At 40.8% G+C, this 22,457-nt stretch carries 17 protein-coding genes and 9 tRNA genes; 12 read left to right on the forward strand and 14 right to left on the reverse strand.

What is annotated here, in order from left to right; all coding sequences use genetic code 11:
• Nucleotides 1-304 precede the first annotated feature (304 nt).
• Nucleotides 305-376 (forward strand) — tRNA-Arg (locus LDO73_RS11585).
• A 117-nt stretch (nt 377-493) separates the two neighbouring features.
• Nucleotides 494-865 carry a hypothetical protein gene (locus LDO73_RS11590; protein WP_224058016.1) on the forward strand — a complete coding sequence of 124 codons (372 nt, stop codon included), beginning with the start codon at nt 494-496 and terminating at the stop codon, nt 863-865.
• Between the two features lie 26 nt (nt 866-891).
• Here the strand turns inward: LDO73_RS11590 and LDO73_RS11595 are convergent, their stop codons facing one another.
• On the reverse strand, nt 892-1,308 hold the full coding sequence (locus LDO73_RS11595) for a GNAT family N-acetyltransferase (RefSeq protein ID WP_224058017.1): 417 nt from the start codon (nt 1,306-1,308) through the stop codon (nt 892-894).
• Between the two features lie 209 nt (nt 1,309-1,517).
• Here LDO73_RS11595 and LDO73_RS11600 point away from each other — a divergent pair, with 209 nt between their 5' ends.
• Nucleotides 1,518-2,753, forward strand: a complete 1,236-nt coding sequence (locus LDO73_RS11600) for an SLC13 family permease (protein ID WP_224058018.1) — start codon at nt 1,518-1,520, stop codon at nt 2,751-2,753.
• A 49-nt stretch (nt 2,754-2,802) separates the two neighbouring features.
• Here the strand turns inward: LDO73_RS11600 and LDO73_RS11605 are convergent, their stop codons facing one another.
• Both LDO73_RS11605 and LDO73_RS11610 read right to left on the reverse strand, forming a co-directional pair.
• Nucleotides 2,803-3,540, reverse strand: coding sequence for a cyclase family protein (locus LDO73_RS11605; RefSeq protein ID WP_224058019.1), 738 nt, complete (start codon nt 3,538-3,540; stop codon nt 2,803-2,805).
• 158 nt (nt 3,541-3,698) lie between these two features.
• Nucleotides 3,699-4,541, reverse strand: coding sequence for a MetQ/NlpA family ABC transporter substrate-binding protein (locus tag LDO73_RS11610; RefSeq protein WP_224058020.1), 843 nt, complete (start codon nt 4,539-4,541; stop codon nt 3,699-3,701).
• Between the two features lie 241 nt (nt 4,542-4,782).
• Between LDO73_RS11610 and LDO73_RS11615 the strand changes: the two genes are divergently transcribed.
• The 5 genes from LDO73_RS11615 to LDO73_RS11635 all read left to right on the forward strand — a co-directional run bounded on the left by LDO73_RS11615 (nt 4,783) and on the right by LDO73_RS11635 (nt 11,159).
• A complete protein-coding gene (locus LDO73_RS11615) occupies nt 4,783-5,916 on the forward strand; it encodes a CMD domain-containing protein (RefSeq protein ID WP_224058021.1) in 1,134 nt (377 codons plus the stop codon).
• 4 nt (nt 5,917-5,920) lie between these two features.
• On the forward strand, nt 5,921-7,381 hold the full coding sequence (locus LDO73_RS11620; protein WP_224058022.1) for an FAD/NAD(P)-binding protein: 1,461 nt from the start codon (nt 5,921-5,923) through the stop codon (nt 7,379-7,381).
• 3 nt (nt 7,382-7,384) lie between these two features.
• A complete protein-coding gene (locus LDO73_RS11625; RefSeq protein ID WP_224058023.1) occupies nt 7,385-8,398 on the forward strand; it encodes a methionine ABC transporter ATP-binding protein in 1,014 nt (337 codons plus the stop codon).
• Nucleotides 8,395-9,063, forward strand: coding sequence for a methionine ABC transporter permease (locus LDO73_RS11630; protein ID WP_132495518.1), 669 nt, complete (start codon nt 8,395-8,397; stop codon nt 9,061-9,063). Before LDO73_RS11625 ends, LDO73_RS11630 begins: the two co-directional genes overlap by 4 nt.
• A 368-nt stretch (nt 9,064-9,431) precedes the next feature.
• Nucleotides 9,432-11,159: a potassium/proton antiporter gene (locus LDO73_RS11635; RefSeq protein WP_224058024.1), complete on the forward strand. Its 1,728-nt coding sequence runs from the start codon at nt 9,432-9,434 to the stop codon at nt 11,157-11,159.
• 243 nt (nt 11,160-11,402) lie between these two features.
• Here the strand turns inward: LDO73_RS11635 and LDO73_RS11640 are convergent, their stop codons facing one another.
• The 7 genes from LDO73_RS11640 to LDO73_RS11670 form a co-directional block, all read right to left on the reverse strand.
• The gene (locus LDO73_RS11640) at nt 11,403-11,696 is read right to left on the reverse strand and encodes a helix-turn-helix domain-containing protein (RefSeq protein WP_006661320.1); all 294 of its coding nucleotides are present in this window, start codon (nt 11,694-11,696) and stop codon (nt 11,403-11,405) included.
• 1,374 nt (nt 11,697-13,070) lie between these two features.
• Nucleotides 13,071-13,146 (reverse strand) — tRNA-Val (locus LDO73_RS11645).
• Between the two features lie 144 nt (nt 13,147-13,290).
• Nucleotides 13,291-13,366 (reverse strand) — tRNA-Lys (locus tag LDO73_RS11650).
• A 44-nt stretch (nt 13,367-13,410) separates the two neighbouring features.
• Nucleotides 13,411-13,486, reverse strand: a tRNA-Lys gene (locus LDO73_RS11655).
• Nucleotides 13,487-13,527: 41 nt separating this feature from the next.
• A tRNA-Val gene (locus tag LDO73_RS11660) sits at nt 13,528-13,603 on the reverse strand.
• A gap of 31 nt (nt 13,604-13,634) precedes the next feature.
• Nucleotides 13,635-13,710, reverse strand: a tRNA-Val gene (locus tag LDO73_RS11665).
• A gap of 27 nt (nt 13,711-13,737) precedes the next feature.
• A tRNA-Val gene (locus LDO73_RS11670) sits at nt 13,738-13,813 on the reverse strand.
• Nucleotides 13,814-14,169: 356 nt separating this feature from the next.
• Here LDO73_RS11670 and gltX point away from each other — a divergent pair.
• The 4 genes from gltX (at nt 14,170) to LDO73_RS11690 (ending at nt 17,544) form a co-directional block, all read left to right on the forward strand.
• Nucleotides 14,170-15,591 carry a glutamate--tRNA ligase gene (gene gltX, locus LDO73_RS11675; protein ID WP_224058025.1) on the forward strand — a complete coding sequence of 474 codons (1,422 nt, stop codon included), beginning with the start codon at nt 14,170-14,172 and terminating at the stop codon, nt 15,589-15,591.
• A gap of 209 nt (nt 15,592-15,800) precedes the next feature.
• Nucleotides 15,801-15,876, forward strand: a tRNA-Ala gene (locus tag LDO73_RS11680).
• A 49-nt stretch (nt 15,877-15,925) separates the two neighbouring features.
• A tRNA-Ala gene (locus LDO73_RS11685) sits at nt 15,926-16,001 on the forward strand.
• A gap of 211 nt (nt 16,002-16,212) precedes the next feature.
• Entirely contained in the window at nt 16,213-17,544 is a 1,332-nt protein-coding gene (locus tag LDO73_RS11690) for a flavin monoamine oxidase family protein (RefSeq protein ID WP_224058026.1), read from the forward strand.
• A gap of 22 nt (nt 17,545-17,566) precedes the next feature.
• On the opposite strand, the gene LDO73_RS11695 is transcribed toward LDO73_RS11690, so the two are convergent.
• From LDO73_RS11695 to zipA, 4 genes are all read right to left on the reverse strand, one after another.
• A complete protein-coding gene (locus tag LDO73_RS11695; RefSeq protein WP_224058027.1) occupies nt 17,567-17,782 on the reverse strand; it encodes a DUF3820 family protein in 216 nt (71 codons plus the stop codon).
• 80 nt (nt 17,783-17,862) lie between these two features.
• Complete coding sequence (locus LDO73_RS11700; protein WP_224058028.1) at nt 17,863-19,047, reverse strand: NupC/NupG family nucleoside CNT transporter; 1,185 nt, start codon at nt 19,045-19,047, stop codon at nt 17,863-17,865.
• Nucleotides 19,048-19,289: 242 nt separating this feature from the next.
• The gene (ligA, locus tag LDO73_RS11705) at nt 19,290-21,326 is read right to left on the reverse strand and encodes an NAD-dependent DNA ligase LigA (RefSeq protein ID WP_224058029.1); all 2,037 of its coding nucleotides are present in this window, start codon (nt 21,324-21,326) and stop codon (nt 19,290-19,292) included.
• Between the two features lie 45 nt (nt 21,327-21,371).
• Nucleotides 21,372-22,415, reverse strand: coding sequence for a cell division protein ZipA (zipA, locus tag LDO73_RS11710; RefSeq protein ID WP_224058030.1), 1,044 nt, complete (start codon nt 22,413-22,415; stop codon nt 21,372-21,374).
• Between the last annotated feature and the right edge of the window lie 42 nt (nt 22,416-22,457).

A 22,457-nucleotide genomic window follows, 5' to 3' on the forward strand; every position in this document is an offset into this window, starting at 1 on the left:
TTAAGCGTTTTGAGTGGTTTAGTTGCTATATAGATATAATTATAACCCATTTAATTATCAACTTATCATAAGAAATACATCCTAATGACCCCAAATGCCAGAGTAGTATCAGTAAATGTAATTAATTAGTGAATTAACATAGAGATAGACTTATCTGAAATTATTTTAGGCTAAACCGTAAGATGCTTAAAAATCCAACAAAGAAAGGAATAAAAAAGATAAAAGCAGAGAATTTGGGTGTAACAGCTTGATTCGATGGAAGGTGGACAGTAAAATGCCAAGCGCTATTACGCAGCATCTCAATGTCCCCTTAGTTAAATGGATATAACGAGCCCCTCCTAAGGGCTAGTTGCAGGTTCGATTCCTGCAGGGGACAGATTCCTGTTTTAAACTCTCCCCCCAAGAACTTTCTCAATCTTTCTTCGCCCTATTTCGCTTTTATTTCATCCCCTATATTATTTTTCTCATATTCCTATTTGATGGGCTGACCACGATGCGAACACTTTTTGCCTTATTGATTGGTATTCTTCTGATAGGCTGTACGATGGAGAAATCACCTTCCGTTACTATGTCAGGAATGACATCAAACCAAGTGATGCAAATAGAAGGTACGCCGGATGAGCAAGCGAAACAGGATGGTTATCAGCTAATTGTTTATCATGATAAACAACAACCAGAAGCCACAACTCAAATGACAGATCGCTGGTTTATTTTTAAGAACGGGTATCTGTTAGAATATTCTACGCAATATTTAAATTCGTCTAATACGATAAATACTCCATTGAGATTAACTGCAAAACAAATATTATCTCAATGGATAGATAGCCAATCCTTACCAACAAACCCCTCTGCTCACATGAACTAAAAGATAAACTGGTGACATAAAGATTGTTATATTTCTTTAGAAAGATAATGCCGCTGCATGCCTAATTCAGGGAAATTAGGGAGTGACATTTGTTTCACATATCCCAGTTTTTCATAAAATGGTAAAGCTTGGAAACTAAAGGTATCCACTAATGCATTGTGGCAGCCGAGTTTTTTACTCTCTTCTTCTGCAACGTGCATTAATTGGCTACCTAATCCATTCTTACGCATTGACTCATCCACCCACAGATAATCAATACATAACCATCGACCCTTGATGGATGCGAGAAGCCCTCCCTTCATGACCCCATTTTCATCTTTGCTATACACACCAAGTTGTCCGAAATAGCTATTTTGTAAAAAAGATCGATTATAGCTTCTTAACCCAGTAAATAACGCCTCTTTATCTTCAGGGGTAATCTCATGTGTAACTGTAATTTTCATAACAACCTCATTTTATTTATCAGTATTTTTTATTATGCAGAAAACATCCAGCCAACAAATTAACTATCGCTTATTGCTCGAATAACATCGTATTACGAATATCTTAGCTAGACACCATTTACTTAATTAAAAACTAAACGTTTTTTATCTTGCCTGCGATTTTATTCACCGTAAAATCCCCCTAATCTTTCAGAAAAAATGTGAATAATATGACTCTTACCATTATTATTTTTGTACTGGTCTATATCGCCATGGCATTTGGCAAACTGCCCGGTTTTAAAGTTGATAGAACGGGCGCGGCCGTCATCGGTGCATTAGCCATGATGGCCATCGACAGCATTACACCACCTCATGCCTGGAATGCTATTGATTACCGTACTATCGGCATGCTATTTGGTTTGATGGTGGTATCGGCTTCGTTTGTGGTTTCGGGCTTTTATAGCTGGACAGCAGATCGCGTAGCGATGCTCAAAGTTAGTGCTCCTACGCTACTTGCAGTACTGATCGCCGTTGGTGGATTACTTTCAGCACTTTTAACCAACGATGTGGTTGTCGTCGCGATGACGCCGTTACTGGTCTCTATCACACTATCTCGCGGGCTTAACCCCATTCCGTTTCTGCTTGGATTCTGTTTTGCCGCCAATAACGGTGCAACAGGCTCACTGATTGGTAGTCCACAAAATATGATTGCGGCACAGGGGCTAGATATTTCCTTTGTGGGTTTACTACAATCATCGGCAATACCTGCATTATTATCTTTACCACTCACATGGCTGGTATTGGTGTGGTTATATCGCAACCGCTGGTATTTAGCTAAAGAACCGAGTAATACACCAAAAACGGTCTCCCCTCCAACGCCACTAGATACTTGGGAAACCGCTAAAGCCGGTGTTATCACACTCGCGGTGATTGTGGCTTTTGTGGTGAGTGATATACCAAAAGAGTTAATCGCATTAACGGCGGCGGGTTTCCTATTACTAAACCGATCCATTGCTTCTAGCGATATGCTTAAGTTAGTGGATGGAAATTTATTACTACTAATCATGGGATTATTTGTCGTCAATGCGGCATTTGCTGGAACAGGATTACCGCAGCAAATGCTGAATGATTTACGCGCTCATGGTGTTGAGCTCAATAACCCTTTCATTCTGTTTTTAGTCACCGGCGTCCTCAGCACTATTGTCGGCAATAACCCCTCCGTCATGCTGCTGGTTCCTTTTTTAACGCCTGACGGTAACGCCGATGCATTAGGTGCCGCATTAGTGCTTGGCTCTGGTTTTTCCAGTAACTTATTTGTGTTTGGCAGTTTAGCGGGAATTATTGTAGTAGAACAAGCCGCAGCTTATGGTGTGAAAATTTCATTCTCAGAATTTGCGAAATCGGGGGGAATTGTTGCAGCGCTCTGTATGCTATTAGCCACCGCATGGATTTTGTTCGTGTTATAAAGCTGATGCCTTTCTCAGTCTATTTTGCTGAGAAAGGCGTTTAAGATTTTCAGGGAAGAATAGCAAATGAGCGAACAGGAAACCCACTCGCATTATTAGGTTTAGCCACGATATTAAAAATCACGGCACCACGAGTCGGTAATTGATCCAAATTCGCCATCAATTCTATTTGGTAAGTGTCTTGTGCTAATACGTAATACTCCCCTAATAGCGCATTATTTTGGCGAAAATCTTTCGCTGCATCAGTATCGAACGTTTCATGCCCAATGGCTTTAATGCCACGCTCTTCAAATAAAAATTTGAGCGCATCCATACCCCATCCCGGAATTTGGTTATTACCTTCAGCGTCTTTATTATCCATGGCTTCCTGAGAAGGCCAACGCTTATGCCAATCTGTGCGTAGCGCCACAAAACTATCCGGCTCTATTCGCCCATGCTCACGCTCAAAAGCTAAAACATCGTCACGAGAAAAAGCAAAATTAGGGTCTTGTTTCACTCGCTCAGATTGGTCGATAACAATCAGCGGTAAGACTAACTCTTGCAGTTCCAATTCATGCAAAAAGCGTTTTCCTTCAACAAAATGGCAAGGAGCGTCAATATGCGTACCGTATTGCCCAGAAAAGGTAAATTGCTGAGCAAAAAAGCCGTCAGAGTAGCCAAATAATGTTTTAAATTCTGCAGAGTCAAACATAAAGAAATGAGGAGAGTCTTTATCAAAGCTGTGCGTTAAATCTACCCATTTTTTGGATTTTAATACCTTTAGTGCATTTAAAACCTCGTTAGCCATCATTTTTCCCTATCTGGTTTTGGTCTTTATCAAGACAGTTTTATTTTGCTGTTTTTATTTGTTCTGAATAGGTAATAACCAACTCTGTAGCGTTTGTCTATCTTTCTAAGCAACCTGTTGCCAATTCTTTCACCGAGTTGGCAACGAGAATTCGAATATTATTTAGAATAATTTGCCCACGCAGCTGGTTCAATAAAACCATCATAAAGGCGCTGAGAGCGAATATAATCAGCATACTCTTTTGATTCAAAAGCCTCTTTTAAATCTTTAGCCCATTGGGTATCGAGATCTTTTTGTAGAACAGAAACCACAACACGATGCTCAAGTGGTGAATCCTCAACAACTAAACCATCGGCAATACGCTGCCCTGCACTCGCCACATAGTTACCATTCACCACCACAAAATCCACATCATCCAATAGACGTAAACCTTGCGCAGCATCTGTTTCACGGATATCGAGTTTATATTTTGCCGGTTCAATGTCATTTACGCTAAAACTGAGCGTACTGACATTCGGCTTGATTTTAATCCAACCCAGTTGCTCTAAAATTCGAGCACCACGTTCCGCATTTATAGGGTCATTTGACAACGCCACAATCATGCCATCTTGTACATCATCCAGCGTTTTGTGTTTATTAGAACGTAAACTCTGCGGTGCGCTTGGCGAATCTGCTAATGCGACCATATTAATGTTATTTTTTTGGTTATACGCTTCCATATAAGCGCGACTTTGGTTTACTGATGCGTCAATTGCCCCTTCTTCAAATGCAGGGTTAATTTGCCTATTCTGTGAAAACTGACGTAACGTCACTTGGTAACCTTTTTTCTCTAAAATAGGCACAATACCTTTATCGGCCTGGTCAATATAATTCCCGACACCGAAGCCAATCGTAATTTGCTTTTTATCTGAGCTGTCTTTTTCTTTATTATCACCACATCCTGCCAATACAATGATTGCGGTTGCCACTAAAGATAGATTTATTATTTTTTGTTTGAACATTTGATATTCCCTATGGTGATTACTTTTTAATTACTTTCAGTTTTTAATATTGTCAATTGACCGGAGTATAAACAGGATTTATTTAACGTCTTAGATCCGTTCGTTATAACTTAAATAAAAATGAATATAAAAATAAGACAAACCAAAATGGTTATAACCATATAACAAAATGGTAGTTCGAATAATGATGTGATTGATATGTAATGAAGGAGATAAAAAATTTAAATAAAGTGAGTTATTTATGACAGTAAAATTTGATTTAATTAACACGATTCTTCACCTGACACCAGACTCGGAATTAGCAAAAAAACGCGCAGAAAGACCCGTTGCAACAGAAAATACTCAAGCCGCTTTTGAGACTATTTTTTCTGTGCCATCTCAAGTATTGCCTCTAAATGTAAAATATTATTTTGCGCTTTCCGTGGCAAAAATTACTGGTTCAATGTTACTCGCACAATATTATGCTGAATTATTATCATCACAATCCATCGTCGAAATAACACCTGACATTACGCTTGCTGAAAAATATTTGCGGATATTAACCAGCAATCCAAATCAAGCGGATTACGCTTTAACGCAACAATTTATCCAGCAAGGATGGTCTGAGTCCGATATTATTTTATTGGCTCAGTTAATTACCTTTGTGACTTATCAATCTCGCTTAGTCTCTGGCTTGGAATTATTAATTGGACAAAATCCGATTTCAGATAATAAATCAAACCAATATTTTCCAATTACCGCAGGAAATTGGCGTCACGCAACGACAACACATTTAGGACAACCATCACCAACCGCCTTTACACAACAGCAATTAGGTTGGGAATCTTGGTTATCTGCGCGAGATGTAAATTCGTTAAGTGATGATGAAACTCAAACTCTGAAAAAGCATGGACAATTGAGTTCTGAGTATTTCCTTTTGTTAGCTCATCAAAGTGAAGTTTTAGCACTACGTACACAGATAGACCGCGGTATTTTTTATACCTCAGGTGGGCTACCTCGTTGGGAAAGAGAGTTTGCTGCCGCTGCGGTCAGTAAAGTGAATGGCTGCATTTATTGCGCCTCAGTTCATGCACGCAAAGCTAGCCAGTATGCAAAAGAACATTTCGGTGATGTCGAGAAACTGTTAGCGACTCCCGCAGGAAATGTGCTTGCTGAAGGCTATGAGCCGAGGCTTTTAGCTGCCGTATCTCTTGTTGCTTCGCTCTCCGCTACGCCTATTCAAGCCTCCGTTGAGCAAATCGATCAACTGCGTTCATTAGGGGTTACGGAGCTAGAGTTACTCGATTTAATTCAATCCAGTGCTTTTTTCTCATGGGCTAATCGCTTGATGCTGACATTGGGAGAACCGTTTGAACTCCCTGAACATAAGGAGTAATACCATGGATAAGGTCATTGGATTAGCCGCTCTCGAGGCGCAAATAAATCAGGATCTGCAGTACCTTAATTTGCCGATTGGCTCATGGTCTCTGTCAGATGAAGATCTTGATAAGCAAAAGATTAATGTCGCCATTATTGGTGCGGGCATGTCGGGAATTACTGCATCCTTTGCCCTAAAATTACGAGGCGTTAACGCCATCGTTTTTGACCAAGCACCTTCCGGCAAAGAAGGCCCTTGGCAAACACCAGCCTTGATGGAAACCTTGCGGTCACCTAAACAGGTTGTTGGCCCTGCTCTCGCCTCCCCCTCTTTAACATTCCAAGCATGGTTTAAAGCTCAATTTGGTGATGATGCGTGGGAAAATCTCGATAAAATTCCACGCTTACAATGGGGGGAGTACCTACAATGGTTTAAAACCATGACGGCCCCCACGCTGCTGAATCAGCATCAATTAGTCGATGTTAAATTAATCCCTCAAGGTCGTGAGTTAACGTTTGAGACTCCCAATGGGCAGGTCTCTTTTGTCGCTCAGCATGTTGTGATTGCAACCGGCATGGAATCATTTAGCGAGCCTAATATCCCAGAATTTATGGATAAAATTCCAACCCAATACTGGGAGCATTCATATGCGGGTAGCAACTATGAGCGATTTAACGGACTCGATATTGGTGTTGTGGGCTACAGTGCAGGTGCGATGGACAGTTCAGCCACTGCATTAGAACATGGTGCTAAGTCTGTTGAGTTATTGATCCGAGCAAAAGAGATGCCTCGAGTAAACCGAGGAAAAGTTGCTGGAAGTGCCGGTTTTACCAATGCCTATGGGTATTTTACCGATGCACAAAAATGGCATTATGCCGACTATGTTTTGAAAGCGAAAACCCCTGCCCCTCATGGCAGTACACTGCGTGTTTCTCACCATACTCATGCTTATTTTAACTTCAATACGCAAGTCAATGATGTCACCGTCAAAGAAGATAAATTGCAAGTTTCTACCACCCAAGGGGATTTCTCTTTTGATTACCTCATTTTAGCGACAGGCTATCGACTGAATTGGCAGAAACATAGCGCATTTCATCGCTTGGCACCGTTTATTAAAACGTGGAGAGATGTTTATACCCCCCCTAAAGGTGAAGAAAATGATGAACTTGCCACGCATCCCTATCTTGGTAAACACTTTGAATTACAAGCAAAAGCAGGTTATGAGTTTCCGTTTATTGATCACTTTTATTGCTTCAATTTAAGTGCCTCTCTCAGTATGGGGCCCGTAATTGGTCTGATCCCAGGCACTAATACTGGGGCTGAGCGCTTAGCGGATCATATTGCCGCTAAATTGTATCTGGCCCATCGGCAGCAGCACCTTGAGTTGGTTAAAACCAGTACAGAGAATGAATTATTAGGTGATGAATGGCAACCTGCCTTGCCCCCCGCTCAGCGCGTACAACTGATTGAAAATGTGGAGTAAAGGATGATTGAATTTAACAATGTCCAAAAGATCTATGAAAAAAATGGGCAGTCCTTAGTCGCTCTACAAGATATTAATTTGCATATCAATAAAGGTGATATTTTTGGTTTTATTGGTTATAGCGGTGCAGGTAAAAGCTCCCTCATCCGCTTAGTTAATCAATTAGAAAAGCCAACCAGTGGCTCCATCAAGGTCAATCAGCACAATTTGGCGGAGCATACCCCATCACAAATACGGGCACATAAAAAAAGCATCGGAATGATTTTCCAGCATTTCAATTTGTTGGAAACGAAGACCGTCGAACAGAATGTTTCTATGCCTCTGGTTTTACTCGGCATTGATAAGCATGAAATTGCCCGTCGCGTAGATAACATTCTCGAATACGTTGAACTGAGTGATAAAAAACACCAATACCCTAACCAGCTTTCTGGTGGGCAAAAACAGCGAGTTGGAATAGCCAGAGCGTTAATTAATAACCCACAAATCTTGCTGTGTGATGAAGCAACCTCTGCATTGGATCCTCAAACTACCGCCTCTATTTTGGCATTACTGCAAAAGATCAATCGGGAACAGAGAATTACCATTTTATTGGTCACACATGAAATGGAGGTCATTGAGCAGATTTGTCATCGTGTCGCAGTCATGGAATCCGGTCGCATTGTTGAAGAAGGCACAGTGCTTGATATTTTTGCCAATCCTCAACATTCAACCACGCAAAAATTTGTGGGTACTGTGCTCAATGAAAAAATTCCTGACCGTGTACTTCATCAGCTTGAACATCAAGAGGATGTCTATCGATTAGAGTTTTTAGGCAAATCGGCACAAGAGCCCGTGGTGAATGAGCTTATCATCAAGAATATTATTAAAATCAATATCCTGTTTGCCAACATGAAAGAGATCAATGGCGTCGTTTTGGGCAGTATGTTTGTTCAAATGTTAGGAGATAAGCAACATATTGATGAAGCCATAACCTATTTACGCCATCGTGGCGTTGCAGTGAATAAGGGAACAGTATGAGTGAGTTTTTTGAAACAGCACTGACAAGTAAACAATTTTTATTGGCCATGTCAGAAACATTCACTATGGTGAGTATTGCGCTTGTCCTAGGCTCGCTATTTGGGATCTTATTGGGAATTTTATTAGTCATTACTCGCCCAGAAGGGATTTGGGAAAATAAACGCATTTATCGCGTGATTAACCCTATTATTAATATATTCCGTTCATTACCTTTTATTATTTTATTAGTGGCTATAATCCCACTAACGCGCTTTGTAGTGGGCACATCTATTGGTACCACCGCGGCAATTGTGCCATTAGTCATTTATATTGCGCCTTATACGGCAAGATTGGTCGAAAATTCATTGCTCAGTGTCCATTCAGGAATTATTGAAGCCGCCGATGCAATGGGGGCGACCAACTGGCAAATTGTTTGGCACTTTATTTTACCGGAAGCGAAGTCGTCATTAATTTTAAGCTTAACGGCTGCCAGTATAACGCTAGTTGGAGCAACAGCGATGGCTGGTGCAGTTGGCGGCGGAGGTGTTGGTGACCTTGCGTTAAATTACGGCTATCAACGCTTTGATAATGTTGCTATGGCAATTACGGTTGTGACCTTGGTGATTATAGTGCAAGGAATACAGTTTATTGGTGACACTTTGGCAAGAAAGGCGCGCTTTCACTAGTTAATATAAAGTCGATGAAATATCTTCATCGACTTTTATTGATTTCTCATACAATTACCCACCCCCTTTCCCTTTTCAATTCCACCGCAAAAAATATTTACACATAAAAAAGTAGCTTTTAACTCGAGTTTAATAAAAAAACAGGCTATTTTTAAAAATTAAATTTTAAAAAGTGCAGTAAAATACCAATATATTTCAAATGATTCATATATAATCATAATAATATACATCATAATGTTTATTTGGCCTCTTGGGACTGAAAACACTATCAAATGTATATTTTAGTCACTTTGATAACATCTTTAGCTACCTCGCGCGCTTTACGATGCATCGTCAGCGTTTTATTCACCTCTAACTGAAAACTGATTATGCCGACTATCGAACAACTTATATTGCTTTCATCCATATTGATTTTACTCGGTATTTTTTCGAGTAAATTGTCAGCAAGGCTTGGTTTGCCTATGCTGGTTATGTTTCTCTTTATTGGCATGCTGGCAGGTGAGGATGGCTTAGGGAAAATTACCTTTGATAACGTCAATGTTTCTTATGCTGTCGGCTCTCTCGCCCTTGCTCTAATCCTTTTTGATGGTGGACTACAAACCTCAGTAAAATCCATTAAGTTAGTCTGGAAACCTGCGTTCACCTTAGCTACCGTTGGTGTTTTGATTACTGCGGGTATCACAGGGTTAGCCGCCGCCTATATTTTAGGTATTCCACTTCTTGAAGGGTTACTTTTAGGAGCCATTGTTGGCTCAACTGATGCCGCCGCCGTATTTTCACTGCTACGCAATGCAGGCATTTACCTAAACGAGCGTTTACAGGCGACTTTAGAAATAGAGAGTGCAACTAACGACCCGATGGCCATATTTTTAACCGTTGGGCTGCTGCAACTACTAATGAATCCACAAGCCTCCGGTGGTGAATTGGCTTTATTATTTGTTAGCCAAATGGGAATCGGTGCTGCAGTTGGGATCGGTGTTGGTTGGATTTCAATAAAGATCATCAACAAAATTAAGTTACTCGCTGCGGGTCTTTATCCCGTTTTAGTGGCAGCCTGTGGTTTATTTTCATTCGGTGTCGCCAGTAATTTAGATGGTAGTGGCTTCTTATCTATTTTTGTCACGGGTGTGGTTATTGGTAATCACTCATTTGTTTTCCAGCGCAATACCTTTTTATTCCATGATGGGCTGGCATGGTTAAGCCAAATCATCATGTTCGTTATGTTAGGTTTACTGGTTAACCCTAGCTCGCTGATTGAGGTATGGCAGGAAGGATTACTCATTGCGCTGGTATTAACCTTTGTAGCAAGACCACTCGCGGTTGTCCCTGTACTCAAACTATTTCGCTTTACACGAAATGAGATAGCTCTGATCTCTTGGGTGGGATTAAGAGGCTCTGTCCCGATTATTTTGGCTATTTTCCCATTTATTTTTGGATTACCGGGTGCCAACCTCATTTTTGATGTTGTCTTCTTCGTGGTTCTAATTTCTGCAACATTACAAGGTTCCACACTGCCTTACTTTGCCCGCAAGTTAAACCTTATGCAGCCACCACCGCTTCTACCCGCAGCGACATTAGATATTACCGCCGTCGACCAGATTGATGCTGACTTAGTAGAATATACGCTGGGTGAGGACTGCTCTGCCGTAGGACGCCGATTGTCTCAATTAGCACTACCGGACCAAACAGTGATTGCGATGATCACCCGAGAAAAAAGTGTATTACCACCACGCGGGTCAACAATCTTAATGGCGAATGATCATTTGTTTGTCGTACTAAAACCACAAAATCGCTTATTCCTAGAAAGATTATTCTCCGAACAAACTTCTTCGGAGCCAACCATTATGGATCTACCTGAGTCGGGGTTAAGCTTAAAAGGCACAACGCGATTAAATGAAATTTATGAGTCGTATGGAATTTTGCTTGAAGTTGATTCTGATAAAACACTCAATCAATTTATTCACGTCAATACTGAAAATGAACCCACTCAAGGGGATGTGGTTAAGATAGATAACATACAAATAAAAATTGATGAGATGATCGGCCCACGTATCGTTACCGTTATTTTAGAGCCAGTAAAAATCCAGCAGGAATAATATGTTAAAAGTGGTGATAATCAATTTTCATTTTTCCAAGCTTATTTTCTAAATTTGATGTATAAAAAAAATAAAAGCCCTTAAGGGCTTTTATTTTTATAAGTACGCTACATAAGAGAGAATTAATATATTCAATGACTTTTACTAATTAACTTATGTTAATTAATTTACCGTTCTCATCTGAAACAACTTAATTACTGTACTTAATTTGTTTCATTATGAAACGCGTGCAAAGAATTAATATTATACAAGAGAATAAAGCGAGTCGTTAAACCCTTTAGATTCTCTTTCCTCAGAGGCGTTCGTATCATCCTGGAGCACTTCACTGAAGAACTCTCCCATATTTACGCCTAATACCTTTAATACGCGAACTAAACAATCGATATCAATACGATTCACACCTCGTTCATAACGAAATAGTTGTTGTTCACTGATGTCGATCTCTTTAGCTAATTGAAAAACTGTATAGCCTTGAGCTTTTCTTAAAGATTTAATTTTTTGTCCAACTGCACAAGCGACAGGATATTTTGTATTCATAAACATTCTCGCTTCAATCTATATTAATTGAATAAAAATTAGCAGATATTTTCTGCCATTTTCATTGTTATTTTATATGTACTGTATAGTTCATTGATAAAAACATGGTGATACATCCAACATCACTAAGAGAATGATATACTAGCCTTCTAATTAGTTTCAACTAGTCCAAAAATGACATTGCAACTATGTAACAAAATATTTTTCTCTATACAAATAAGACGAGTTAGTGAATTGATCTTTATTTATCAATCACTTACGTAAATTAATAGCCAGTGAATATCACCTAGTAAACTCAGATGAAAGAGCATATCACAAGATAATTCACTAAAAACCAATTACTTTCCCGTCAATAAATCCAAAAATAAAGGAAATAAACAGAATAATTTAACACTGTAACAAAGTTAATCGTTTCACGATAACATTGGTAGTTTTTTGAGTCAAAAACCATACTAAGTGAGCATTTTCTGTAAAAGAAAGTAAAAAATATATGTTTTACATATATAACTATTTCGCAACACAAAACATCAATAACTTACATTTTCGAACCGCATGCTACAAATTAATTAAACACTATATTTTTAAAGTAACCTAGTGAATTTAATGCACCTACATATTCAACATAACAAAACATTAACGTTAAGGAAGTCGAACATTCACTTTACTTGATGAATATCACAAAAATATGAACATTACTGATTATCGATAATCTTATTTTAATATTACAAATACATAAGCACTCGGAAATTATTGAATTTTAAGATTATCAAAACGCGAATAACTAGAATTATTCACCAATATACTACTTTGCAGATGTTCTTTTGTTGTAATATCAATGAAAGCTTTGTTTGTTATTTCTTTAACACCACCTAAGAATATTCTTAATAATTTATTTAATCCAAACCAACATAAAGCTGTTCATATGGTATGACATAATTTAATTCCTACCATAGTTTTTAATAAAAATTCACTTTAGATAAAACTATAAATGCATTAATCCATTAGCATCACCATTTAAGTGATTTCACCTACAGCATTGACATGCTTTATTTTTATTAACTAGATTTTGATTTAAAAAAAACTGAAGACCACGCAATACAAGGAAAAACCTCGTTGTCGTTTCATTTGATATATTAATTCATTAAAAATTCAAAAGTTTATATTAGTAATATAATGGTCAACATAGCGAAATATTAATTCTTAATGGGAATAATATTTTATGGGTAACATGAATATTTAAGCAAAATAAACGAAGAATGCCAGTAAGAGGGGATAGTGAGATTTTATTGGATACAGTTCTGTACAAATTAATTAAAATCAGTAATTTACGTTTTAAATTAAGAGTTTGAGATGTGTTTTTTGATAAGAATGAAGTGGTGGGCGATAGCGGGCTCGAACCACTGACCCCCTCCTTGTAAGGGAGGTGCTCTACCAACTGAGCTAATCGCCCACTTCATGACACTACTTTAGATTGTGGGTCGTGCAGGATTTCTCGGCCTTTGGCCTCACCCTACGGGTCGAACCTGCAACCATCTTGTTAGTCGCTAATGTTCACACCGAATAACCCAAACATCTTTCAAGTTACAGATTTTAATGGTGGGTCGTGCAGGATTCGAACCTGCGACCAATTGATTAAAAGTCAACTGCTCTACCAACTGAGCTAACGACCCATATTCAAGTATCTGTACTGCTTGAATGATTTACTTCATTTAGATGGTGGGTCGTGCAGGATTCGAACCTGCGACCAATTGATTAAAAGTCAACTGCTCTACCAACTGAGCTAACGACCCATCTGTATTTCTGAATTGTTTTAATGCGAGAAGAAATGAAGTGGTGGGCGATAGCGGGCTCGAACCACTGACCCCCTCCTTGTAAGGGAGGTGCTCTACCAACTGAGCTAATCGCCCACTTCATAATAATCACATTGTCATAAATAATTGGTGGGCGATAGCGGGCTCGAACCACTGACCCCCTCCTTGTAAGGGAGGTGCTCTACCAACTGAGCTAATCGCCCAATCATTTATGTTTTCATCGTCAACGGTGGTGGGCGATAGCGGGCTCGAACCACTGACCCCCTCCTTGTAAGGGAGGTGCTCTACCAACTGAGCTAATCGCCCCGTCGTCGATGGAGGTGCATTATAGGGATACTGTGTTCTGAGTCAACGGTTTTTGAATAGATTTTTTCTGTTCGTTGCAAAAATAATCAAGATGTTTTATTTATCACCTACGAAGTACCCTTTTTAATCAATTAACTACATTATCCTACTAAATTTTATTAGAAAAAAATCATCCAAAGCTCACCAGACTAAAAATTTTAGCGGTTATTTTCTCAATTTGATGATTTTCTTTATCTGTATAGAGAGAAGCAGATTGAGGATTCACTACAGGGTGATAGAATAGAGCAACTTTTAGCAATGCTTACGATGATCATAAGCGCATTAAGAAACAACGTTTCGCAATTAAGGCAATCTCGATGAGTAAAATCAAAACCCGTTTTGCACCAAGCCCAACTGGCTACTTGCACGTTGGTGGTGCTCGTACCGCCCTGTATTCCTGGTTATATAGTCGCCACAATCAGGGCGAATTTGTCCTGCGTATTGAAGACACCGACTTAGAACGTTCAACTCAGGAAGCTATCGACGCCATTATGGACGGTATGAACTGGTTGAATTTAAATTGGGATGAAGGCCCTTACTATCAAACTAAGCGTTTCGATCGCTACAATGCCGTGATCGATACCATGTTAGAAGCAGGTACAGCTTACCGCTGCTACTGCTCTAAAGAACGTTTAGAGGCTTTACGTGAAGAACAAATGGTCAAAGGCGAAAAACCTCGTTATGACGGCTGTTGCCGCGACCATAAACATAACCACACTGCGGCAGAACCGCATGTTGTTCGCTTCCGTAACCCACAAGACGGTTCAGTGATTTTCAATGACACCATTCGTGGTCCAATTGAATTTAGCAACCAAGAGCTTGATGACTTAATCATTCGTCGTACTGATGGCTCTCCAACGTATAACTTCTGTGTGGTTATTGATGACTGGGATATGGAAATTACCCACGTAATTCGTGGTGAAGACCATATCAATAACACCCCTCGCCAAATCAACATTCTTAAAGCATTAGGTGCGCCAGTTCCTGAATATGCTCACGTTTCTATGATTTTAGGTGATGATGGTAAAAAACTGTCTAAACGCCATGGCGCTGTTAGCGTTATGCAATACCGCGATGACGGTTACCTTCCACAAGCGTTATTAAACTATTTAGTACGCTTAGGCTGGTCACACGGTGACCAAGAGATCTTCTCAATTGAAGAAATGAAAGAATATTTTTCTCTTGATGCAATCAGCAAGTCAGCGAGTGCATTCAACACTGAAAAATTACAGTGGCTGAACCATCACTACATCAATACCCTGCCAGCTGAAGAAGTGGCAACCTACCTTGCATGGCATATCGAACAGCAAAATATCGACACCAGCACAGGTCCACAGTTAGTTGAGTTAATCAAATTACTGGGTGAGCGCTGTAAGACACTGAAAGAAATGGCGGAATCTTGCCATTACTTCTATCAAGACTTTGAAGAATTTGATGCTGATGCCGCGAAAAAACACTTACGTCCAGTTGCACGTCAACCATTAGAAGTGGTGAAAGACAAATTAATCGCTATTTCAGATTGGACGGCTGAAAATGTTCATCAAGCGATTGAAGCAACTGCGGCTGAATTAGAAGTGGGTATGGGTAAAGTGGGTATGCCTCTACGTGTAGCCGTAACTGGCGCGGGTCAATCTCCTGGACTAGATGTTACCGTTCATGCTATCGGCCAGGCTCGCTCTGTGGCTCGTATCGAAAAAGCCTTAGCGTTTATCTCAGAACGCGAAGCATCCGCACAATAATTTTCTAAACACAATAATTTTCTAAACAAGAAGCCTCTCTCTATATACTGCCTCTGAACTTAAGGGGCAGTTTTTTTCAGCTCCCGCATCAAATGGGAATTGATTGCAAAATGTTCTATATTTCAGCAGTTAAACCCAAAAAACATATTAATATATTGACACTCCAACCGAGCTTGAATATCATGCCTCCCGTCCAAAAGATTTTGTTTGGGGCTATAGCTCAGCTGGGAGAGCGCTTGCATGGCATGCAAGAGGTCAGCGGTTCGATCCCGCTTAGCTCCACCATCTAAAACCCAATTTAGATGGCTGAATTTCATAACAAAATACTTCATTTGGGGCTATAGCTCAGCTGGGAGAGCGCTTGCATGGCATGCAAGAGGTCAGCGGTTCGATCCCGCTTAGCTCCACCAAATTCTTTCTATCCCCCTTTGATTCACTTTTTGCTTTCTGAAATCCTATTTACAGTTATTCTTAATCATCTAATCTAACTCACTTCCCTCTGCTTTACCGTCTATTCACATTTAATTTACTCATATATAATTAGCTTATAATTTTATTTAAATAGAATTATTCAGATGTGTCATCGCACATCGTCCGTATTCCATTTCAACTAGGTGAGTTATGCCACACATAGATGCCGATATCATTGTGATAGGAGCAGGCGTTTCAGGTTTATCAGTCGCAAATCAGTTACAATCCCAACATAAAACAGTCCTTATCTTAGAAGCTCGCGACCGTCTTGGTGGGCGTATTCATACTCACGAAATTGATAACCAATTTTATGATTTAGGGGCTTCTTGGATACACGGTATTACCGATAATCCCATTAATGCCATTGCACAACAGCATCATATCCAAACCGTTGTTTTTAATTACCAAGATGCTATTTTCTATAAGAAAAATGGCTTGGTTTTGTGTGAAGATGAAAAAGAAGCTTTCGAAGCGGGTCTTGATTATTTAATGGAACAGTTTGAAACCATCTCATCACCCTGCCAATTTAATAATGCAGCCGAAGCGTTAAATAGTTGGTTGCAAAGCCCTGAATTTCACCATTTATTGACCGTAGATCACCATGCAAGTCAATCCCTGTTTGAACAGCTACAAACAGGTTTACATGAATTTTTTGAAGCTATCGCTGAAGATCCCTGTGCTTGCACATTAGAGACATTATCCCCCCATTTTTTACAACTCGAGGGCTTTTGTGAAGGTGATGAAGTTATTTTCCCTCGTGGATATTCACAAATTATCGAAACGCTATCAAGTGGGCTGGATATTCACCTTAACCACCCTGTTGAACATATCCATTACTTAGACAATTATGTCACTGTCACTACGTTTGATGGACAACAGTTCAATGCCAATAAAGTCGTTGTGACCGTACCACTTGGGGTATTGAAGAAAAATAAAATTCATTTCACACCTATACTGCCTGAAAAAACTCAAGAAGCCATTAATCAGTTAGGTTTCGGTGTATTCAACAAGTTATTTGTCACCTTTGAACAGGCTTTTTGGCGTAAAAACGCACTCAACAACGTCAATAGTATGTATATCCATGAGTCTGATTATTGGCTAAATTTTATGGATGTGAGTGGGATTTACCAAAAACCAACGTTACTGTTTTTATTCGGTGGATTGTCCGCAAAATGGCTAGAGGAGTGTGATGAACACACCGCATGGCATGAGCTGCAAGAATCGCTCAGTAAGGTATTTGATGATGTACCCGCGCCTATACGACTGATAAAAACCGAGTGGGAAAAGGATATTTACGCTTATGGTTCGTTTAGCTACCCCGCTCCTAACTATTCTGTGGATCAAATTGCCCAATTAAAGCAGCCTATTGATAACAAAATTTTCTTTGCAGGAGAACATTTAGCGTTGTTAGGGGCCGGTACGGTGCATGGGGCTTACCAATCGGGTATAGACGTCGCTACCACGGTACTTAACGCACAATAACCATCGATTAAGCCTCTAACCCTTATTTTCGTTTTAGGGGCTTAACAATGCTCTCTAGCCCTTCTATCTTCAGCCCGAGCGTCATCTCCATTAATTGCCCCAATCGCCCTGCCGGAAACTCCCCTTTTTTATAAAACCACAGTAGATATTCCTCGGGAAGATCAATCAGGACGCAACCTTTATATTTACCAAATGGCATCGATGTATTGGCGATATCAAGTAAGTCTTGTTTTTCCATTTATCCGCTCTTGTTTTAGATATAAAAAAACGGCATTCACTGAATGCCGTTTCTCACTGTAACACTTTTTGCCGAGATGACTACAGGATTAATCCAACCACCGCAGCAGATAAGAAGCTTACCAGCGTTGAACCGTACAGTAATTTCAGGCCAAAACGTGCAACGGTATTACCTTGTTTTTCGTCTAACCCTTTAATTGCACCAGCAATAATACCGATGGAAGAGAAGTTAGCGAATGACACTAAGAATACAGATAGGATGCCCACAGAGCGGTCAGATAAACCAGATGCCACCGCTTTTAAACCATCCATTGCCACGAATTCGTTAGTCACCATTTTCACTGCCATGATGCCACCAACTTGTAGCGCTTCATTCGCAGGGATGCCTAACATCCAAGCAAATGGATAGAATACATAGCCCAGCATAGTTTGGAACGTCACACCAAAAACAGCTGAAAAAATACCATTAATCATCGCAATCAATGCGATAAAACCAATCAACATCGCAGAAACGATAATCGCAACTTTAAACCCAGCAAGAATATATTCACCCAGCATTTCGAAGAAGCTTTGACCTTCATGCAGGCTGCGCATTTGGATCTCTTTTTCCCCTTCTGGTGGGTACGGGTTGATCAGTGATAACACCACGAATGTACCAAACATGTTTAAGACCAGAGCGGCAACCACATATTTTGGGTCTAACATGGTCATGTATGCACCCACGATGGACATTGAAACGGTAGACATCGCCGTTGCTGCCATGGTGTACATTCTTCTTTCTGACATGCTGCTTAATTGATCTTTATAGGCAATAAAGTTTTCGGACTGACCCAACAGCAATGAACTTACTGCGTTGAATGACTCAAGTTTACCCATACCGTTTACTTTCGATAACACCGTACCGATGATACGGATCACGAAAGGCAGGACTTTAATATGTTGTAAAATACCAATCAGCGCGGAGATAAAGATAATTGGACACAACACTTGCAGGAAGAAGAATGCTAAGTTGCCTTCAATCATTCCTCCGAAGATAAATTTGGTCCCTTCTGCCGCATAACCCAATAAATGGGTAAATACGCCAGCAACACCAAGAACGAAAGACTCACCGATACCTGATTTTAAGAACAGGTAAGCGAGTGCGATTTGGATCACAAGCAATTGAATAACATAGCGAGGGCGGATCCCTCTACGGTTGCTACTCGCTAAAATCGCGAGAGCGCCGATGATGACGATGGATAAAATAAAGTGCAGGATCGAGGTCATTTTTGACTCCAACAAAGTTACGAATCAGTCTATGCGCATATTCTATGTAATAGACAACATTTAAATGAGATTAATGTCACATTAATATGAAAACTGACTCAGCCTATCTTTCAAAAGTCACGAGCAGATCACGTTTCACGAGTAACACATTAATAACAACTGTAAAAATGTTAGCCAGAAAATAAGAAATGCCATTATCACGGTGGACGATAATGGCATTGCGCATTAAATATAGGTCACGATTAGATATTCAGCAAACGAATTAATTCTTCTTCATCAATGACTTTTATACCCAATTCTGTCGCTTTCACTAACTTTGAGCCTGCCGCTTCACCGGCAATCACCAGGTCGGTTTTCTTCGATACACTGCCCGCTACCTTCGCACCTAAAGCCACCAATCTATCTTTAGCATCATCGCGGGAAAGCGTTGACATCGACCCAGTCAGTACGACCGTTTTTCCCGCAAAAGGGCTATCAATTTCAGCACTGTTAATCACTTTCACTTCAGGCCAGTGGATGTTCGCAATGGTCAGTAAATCATGAATAACTTGGCGATTGTGCTCTTCGCGGAAGAAATGCACCACATGCTTCGCCACCACTTCACCAATATCTTGAACGGTTTTCAGTGATTCTTCATCCGCCGCCATCACCGCGTCTAATGATGCATAATGCGCCGCGAGGTTTGCCGCCGTCGCCTCACCCACTTCACGGATCCCTAATGCATAGATAAAGCGAGCCAGTGTAGATTGTTTGGATTTTTCGAGCGCATCAATAAGTTTTTGCGCGGATTTTGGTCCCATTCTTTCTAGACCAGTTAATTTACCCGCTGATAATTGATAGAGCTGCGCCGCATTTTTCACATATTCCGCGTCGACCAACTGCTCAATAATTTTATCGCCCATCCCATCGACATCCATCGCACGACGAGAAACAAAATGTTTCAGTGACTCTTTTAATTGTGCACCACAGGTTAATCCGCCAGTACAGCGAGCCACCGCCTCCCCCTCAATACGTTCAATATCAGAACCACACACAGGGCAATGGGTCGGGAATAGAATTTCACGACTATCCGCTGGGCGTTTATCCATAACGACACTCACGATTTGAGGAATAACATCCCCTGCGCGGCGGATCACGACGGTATCCCCAATGCGGACGCCCAAACGGTCAATTTCATCTGCGTTATGGAGTGTGGCATTGCTCACCACAACACCGGCGACTTGCACTGGCTCTAAACGAGCCACTGGCGTAATCGCTCCTGTGCGCCCCACTTGGAATTCGACATCTTTCAGTAAGGTGATTTGTTCTTGAGCAGGAAATTTAAACGCCGTTGCCCAGCGCGGTGCTCGGGAAACAAAACCTAATTCTTCTTGAGTGGCAATATCATTCACTTTAATCACGACACCATCGATATCAAAACCGAGTGTCGGGCGAATGTTTTCAACATGATGATAGAAATCAAGCACTTGCTGGCAACCAACACGTAATTGCACATGCTCACTCACTGGCAGCCCCCACGCTTTAAACTGCATCAAGCGTTCATAATGGGTATCTGGCAATGTTTTTCCTTCCACCACCCCGACACCATAACAGTAAAAGGTTAATGGGCGTTTAGCCGTAATACGCGGGTCTAACTGCCGAAGAGAGCCCGCCGCCGCATTACGTGGGTTAGCGAAAATCTTACCATCCGTTTTACGTGCTTCTTCGTTCATGGCCTCAAAGCCTTTTTGAGGCATAAAAACTTCACCACGAATTTCAACACGAGCAGGAATATTATCCCCGCGTAAACGCAGCGGAATCGCTTTGATTGTGCGTACGTTGGCCGTGATATTTTCGCCAACAGTACCATCACCACGGGTTGCCGCTTGAACTAACTCCCCATTTTCATACAACAAGCTGACAGCTAGACCATCTAATTTGAGTTCACAGCAAAATGTCAATTCAGTGTGGTTATGCAGTCGGTCTTTCACACGTTTATCAAATGCAAGATAGCTTTCTTCATCAAATACGTTATCTAAAGAGAGCATTGGAATTTCATGGCGAACCGTATCGAATGCGGCTAATGGTGCAGCGCCCACTCGCTGGGTTGGGGAGTCTGTGGTGATCAGCTCTGGATGCTGCGCTTCGAGGCTTTTAAGTTCCTGCATCAGCTTGTCATATTCCACATCGGGAATTTCTGGTGCATCCATAACGTGATAGAGGTATTCGTGATGGCGCAATTGTTGTTTTAATGCGTCTATTTTTTGCGTGAGTGCGTCTGGGATTTGTTTCGTCGTCATGTTTCACCAATAGATATAAAAAACCCCCTGAATCGGGGGTTTTAATTAACTTAATGTATTTCGAATTCTTGCATGATACACCTCTATTTTTTGAGGTGTCAGTATTTTTCGTTCATCATCCAACACAACACCACCTGCATCTGATGCAATACGTTGTGCCGCTTGGAGCATTAATTTAAAGTTCTGGCTAGCTTCACCATAAGACGGCACCATCATAAAGATGGAGACGCCCGGCGTGGTGAAATCAGACATGGCTTCTGGGTCAAATGATCCTGGTTTCACCATGTTTGCCAGACTAAATAATACTGGCCCCGATCCCGCTGGATGAACGTGACGGTGGAAGATATTCATGGCACCGAATTGGAAGCCAGCTTGAAGAATACTTTGCAGTAATGCCTCACCTTCAAGAACCTGCCCATGATGCGCTGCAACATGCAGTACCAGAACAATTTCTTTTTCACTTGCAACTGCTGCTTTTTCTGCCGGCGCATTTGATACTTCGAGCTCTACTTCGGTGTGAGGCTGAACCACTGGTTGTACCGCTTCTTGATGAGCAGACATTTGTGGTACAGACTCTTGCTCTACAGAAACATGGATTTTCGGCTCTGTATGAATGCGTACAGGCTCTGAAACATGCTCTTGTAAATCAGCTTCATCCGCCATATTAATCGTCAATTGCTCAGGGGGCAGACGATTATCAACATGTGGAGCAAACACAGGCTCAGAAGCCGTTGGTTTAACTGACTTTGAAGCAGGCTGTGGTGAGTGCTCTGCAGTTAAATTAAACTCAGGCTCAGCGTCACGTTGAATTGTATGGGGTTGAGAGACAGTCTCAGCACGCGGCTCCTCTTTCACCATATAGATAGGCTGATCTTCAACGGCGGCTTTTTGTACCGGTTGATTTTCAGTAAACAGAGCAGAATCATCATATTCTGATGAATTTTCCTGCGTGTCATTCTTTCTACGTTTTACAGGTCTGTCGCGAAATAACTTAGAGCGCTCTTTACGGCTGGTCCATAAACCATGCAGTAATAAAGCGACAATGGCTATCGCACCTACGACCACTAATATTAGACGCAAATCCTGCATCGCTGCTATCTCTAGTTGATGAATAATGATGCCATCACGGCG

The sequence above is a fragment of the Providencia alcalifaciens genome, assembly GCF_915403165.1.
GTDB classification, from domain to species: Bacteria; Pseudomonadota; Gammaproteobacteria; order Enterobacterales; family Enterobacteriaceae; genus Providencia; species Providencia alcalifaciens_C.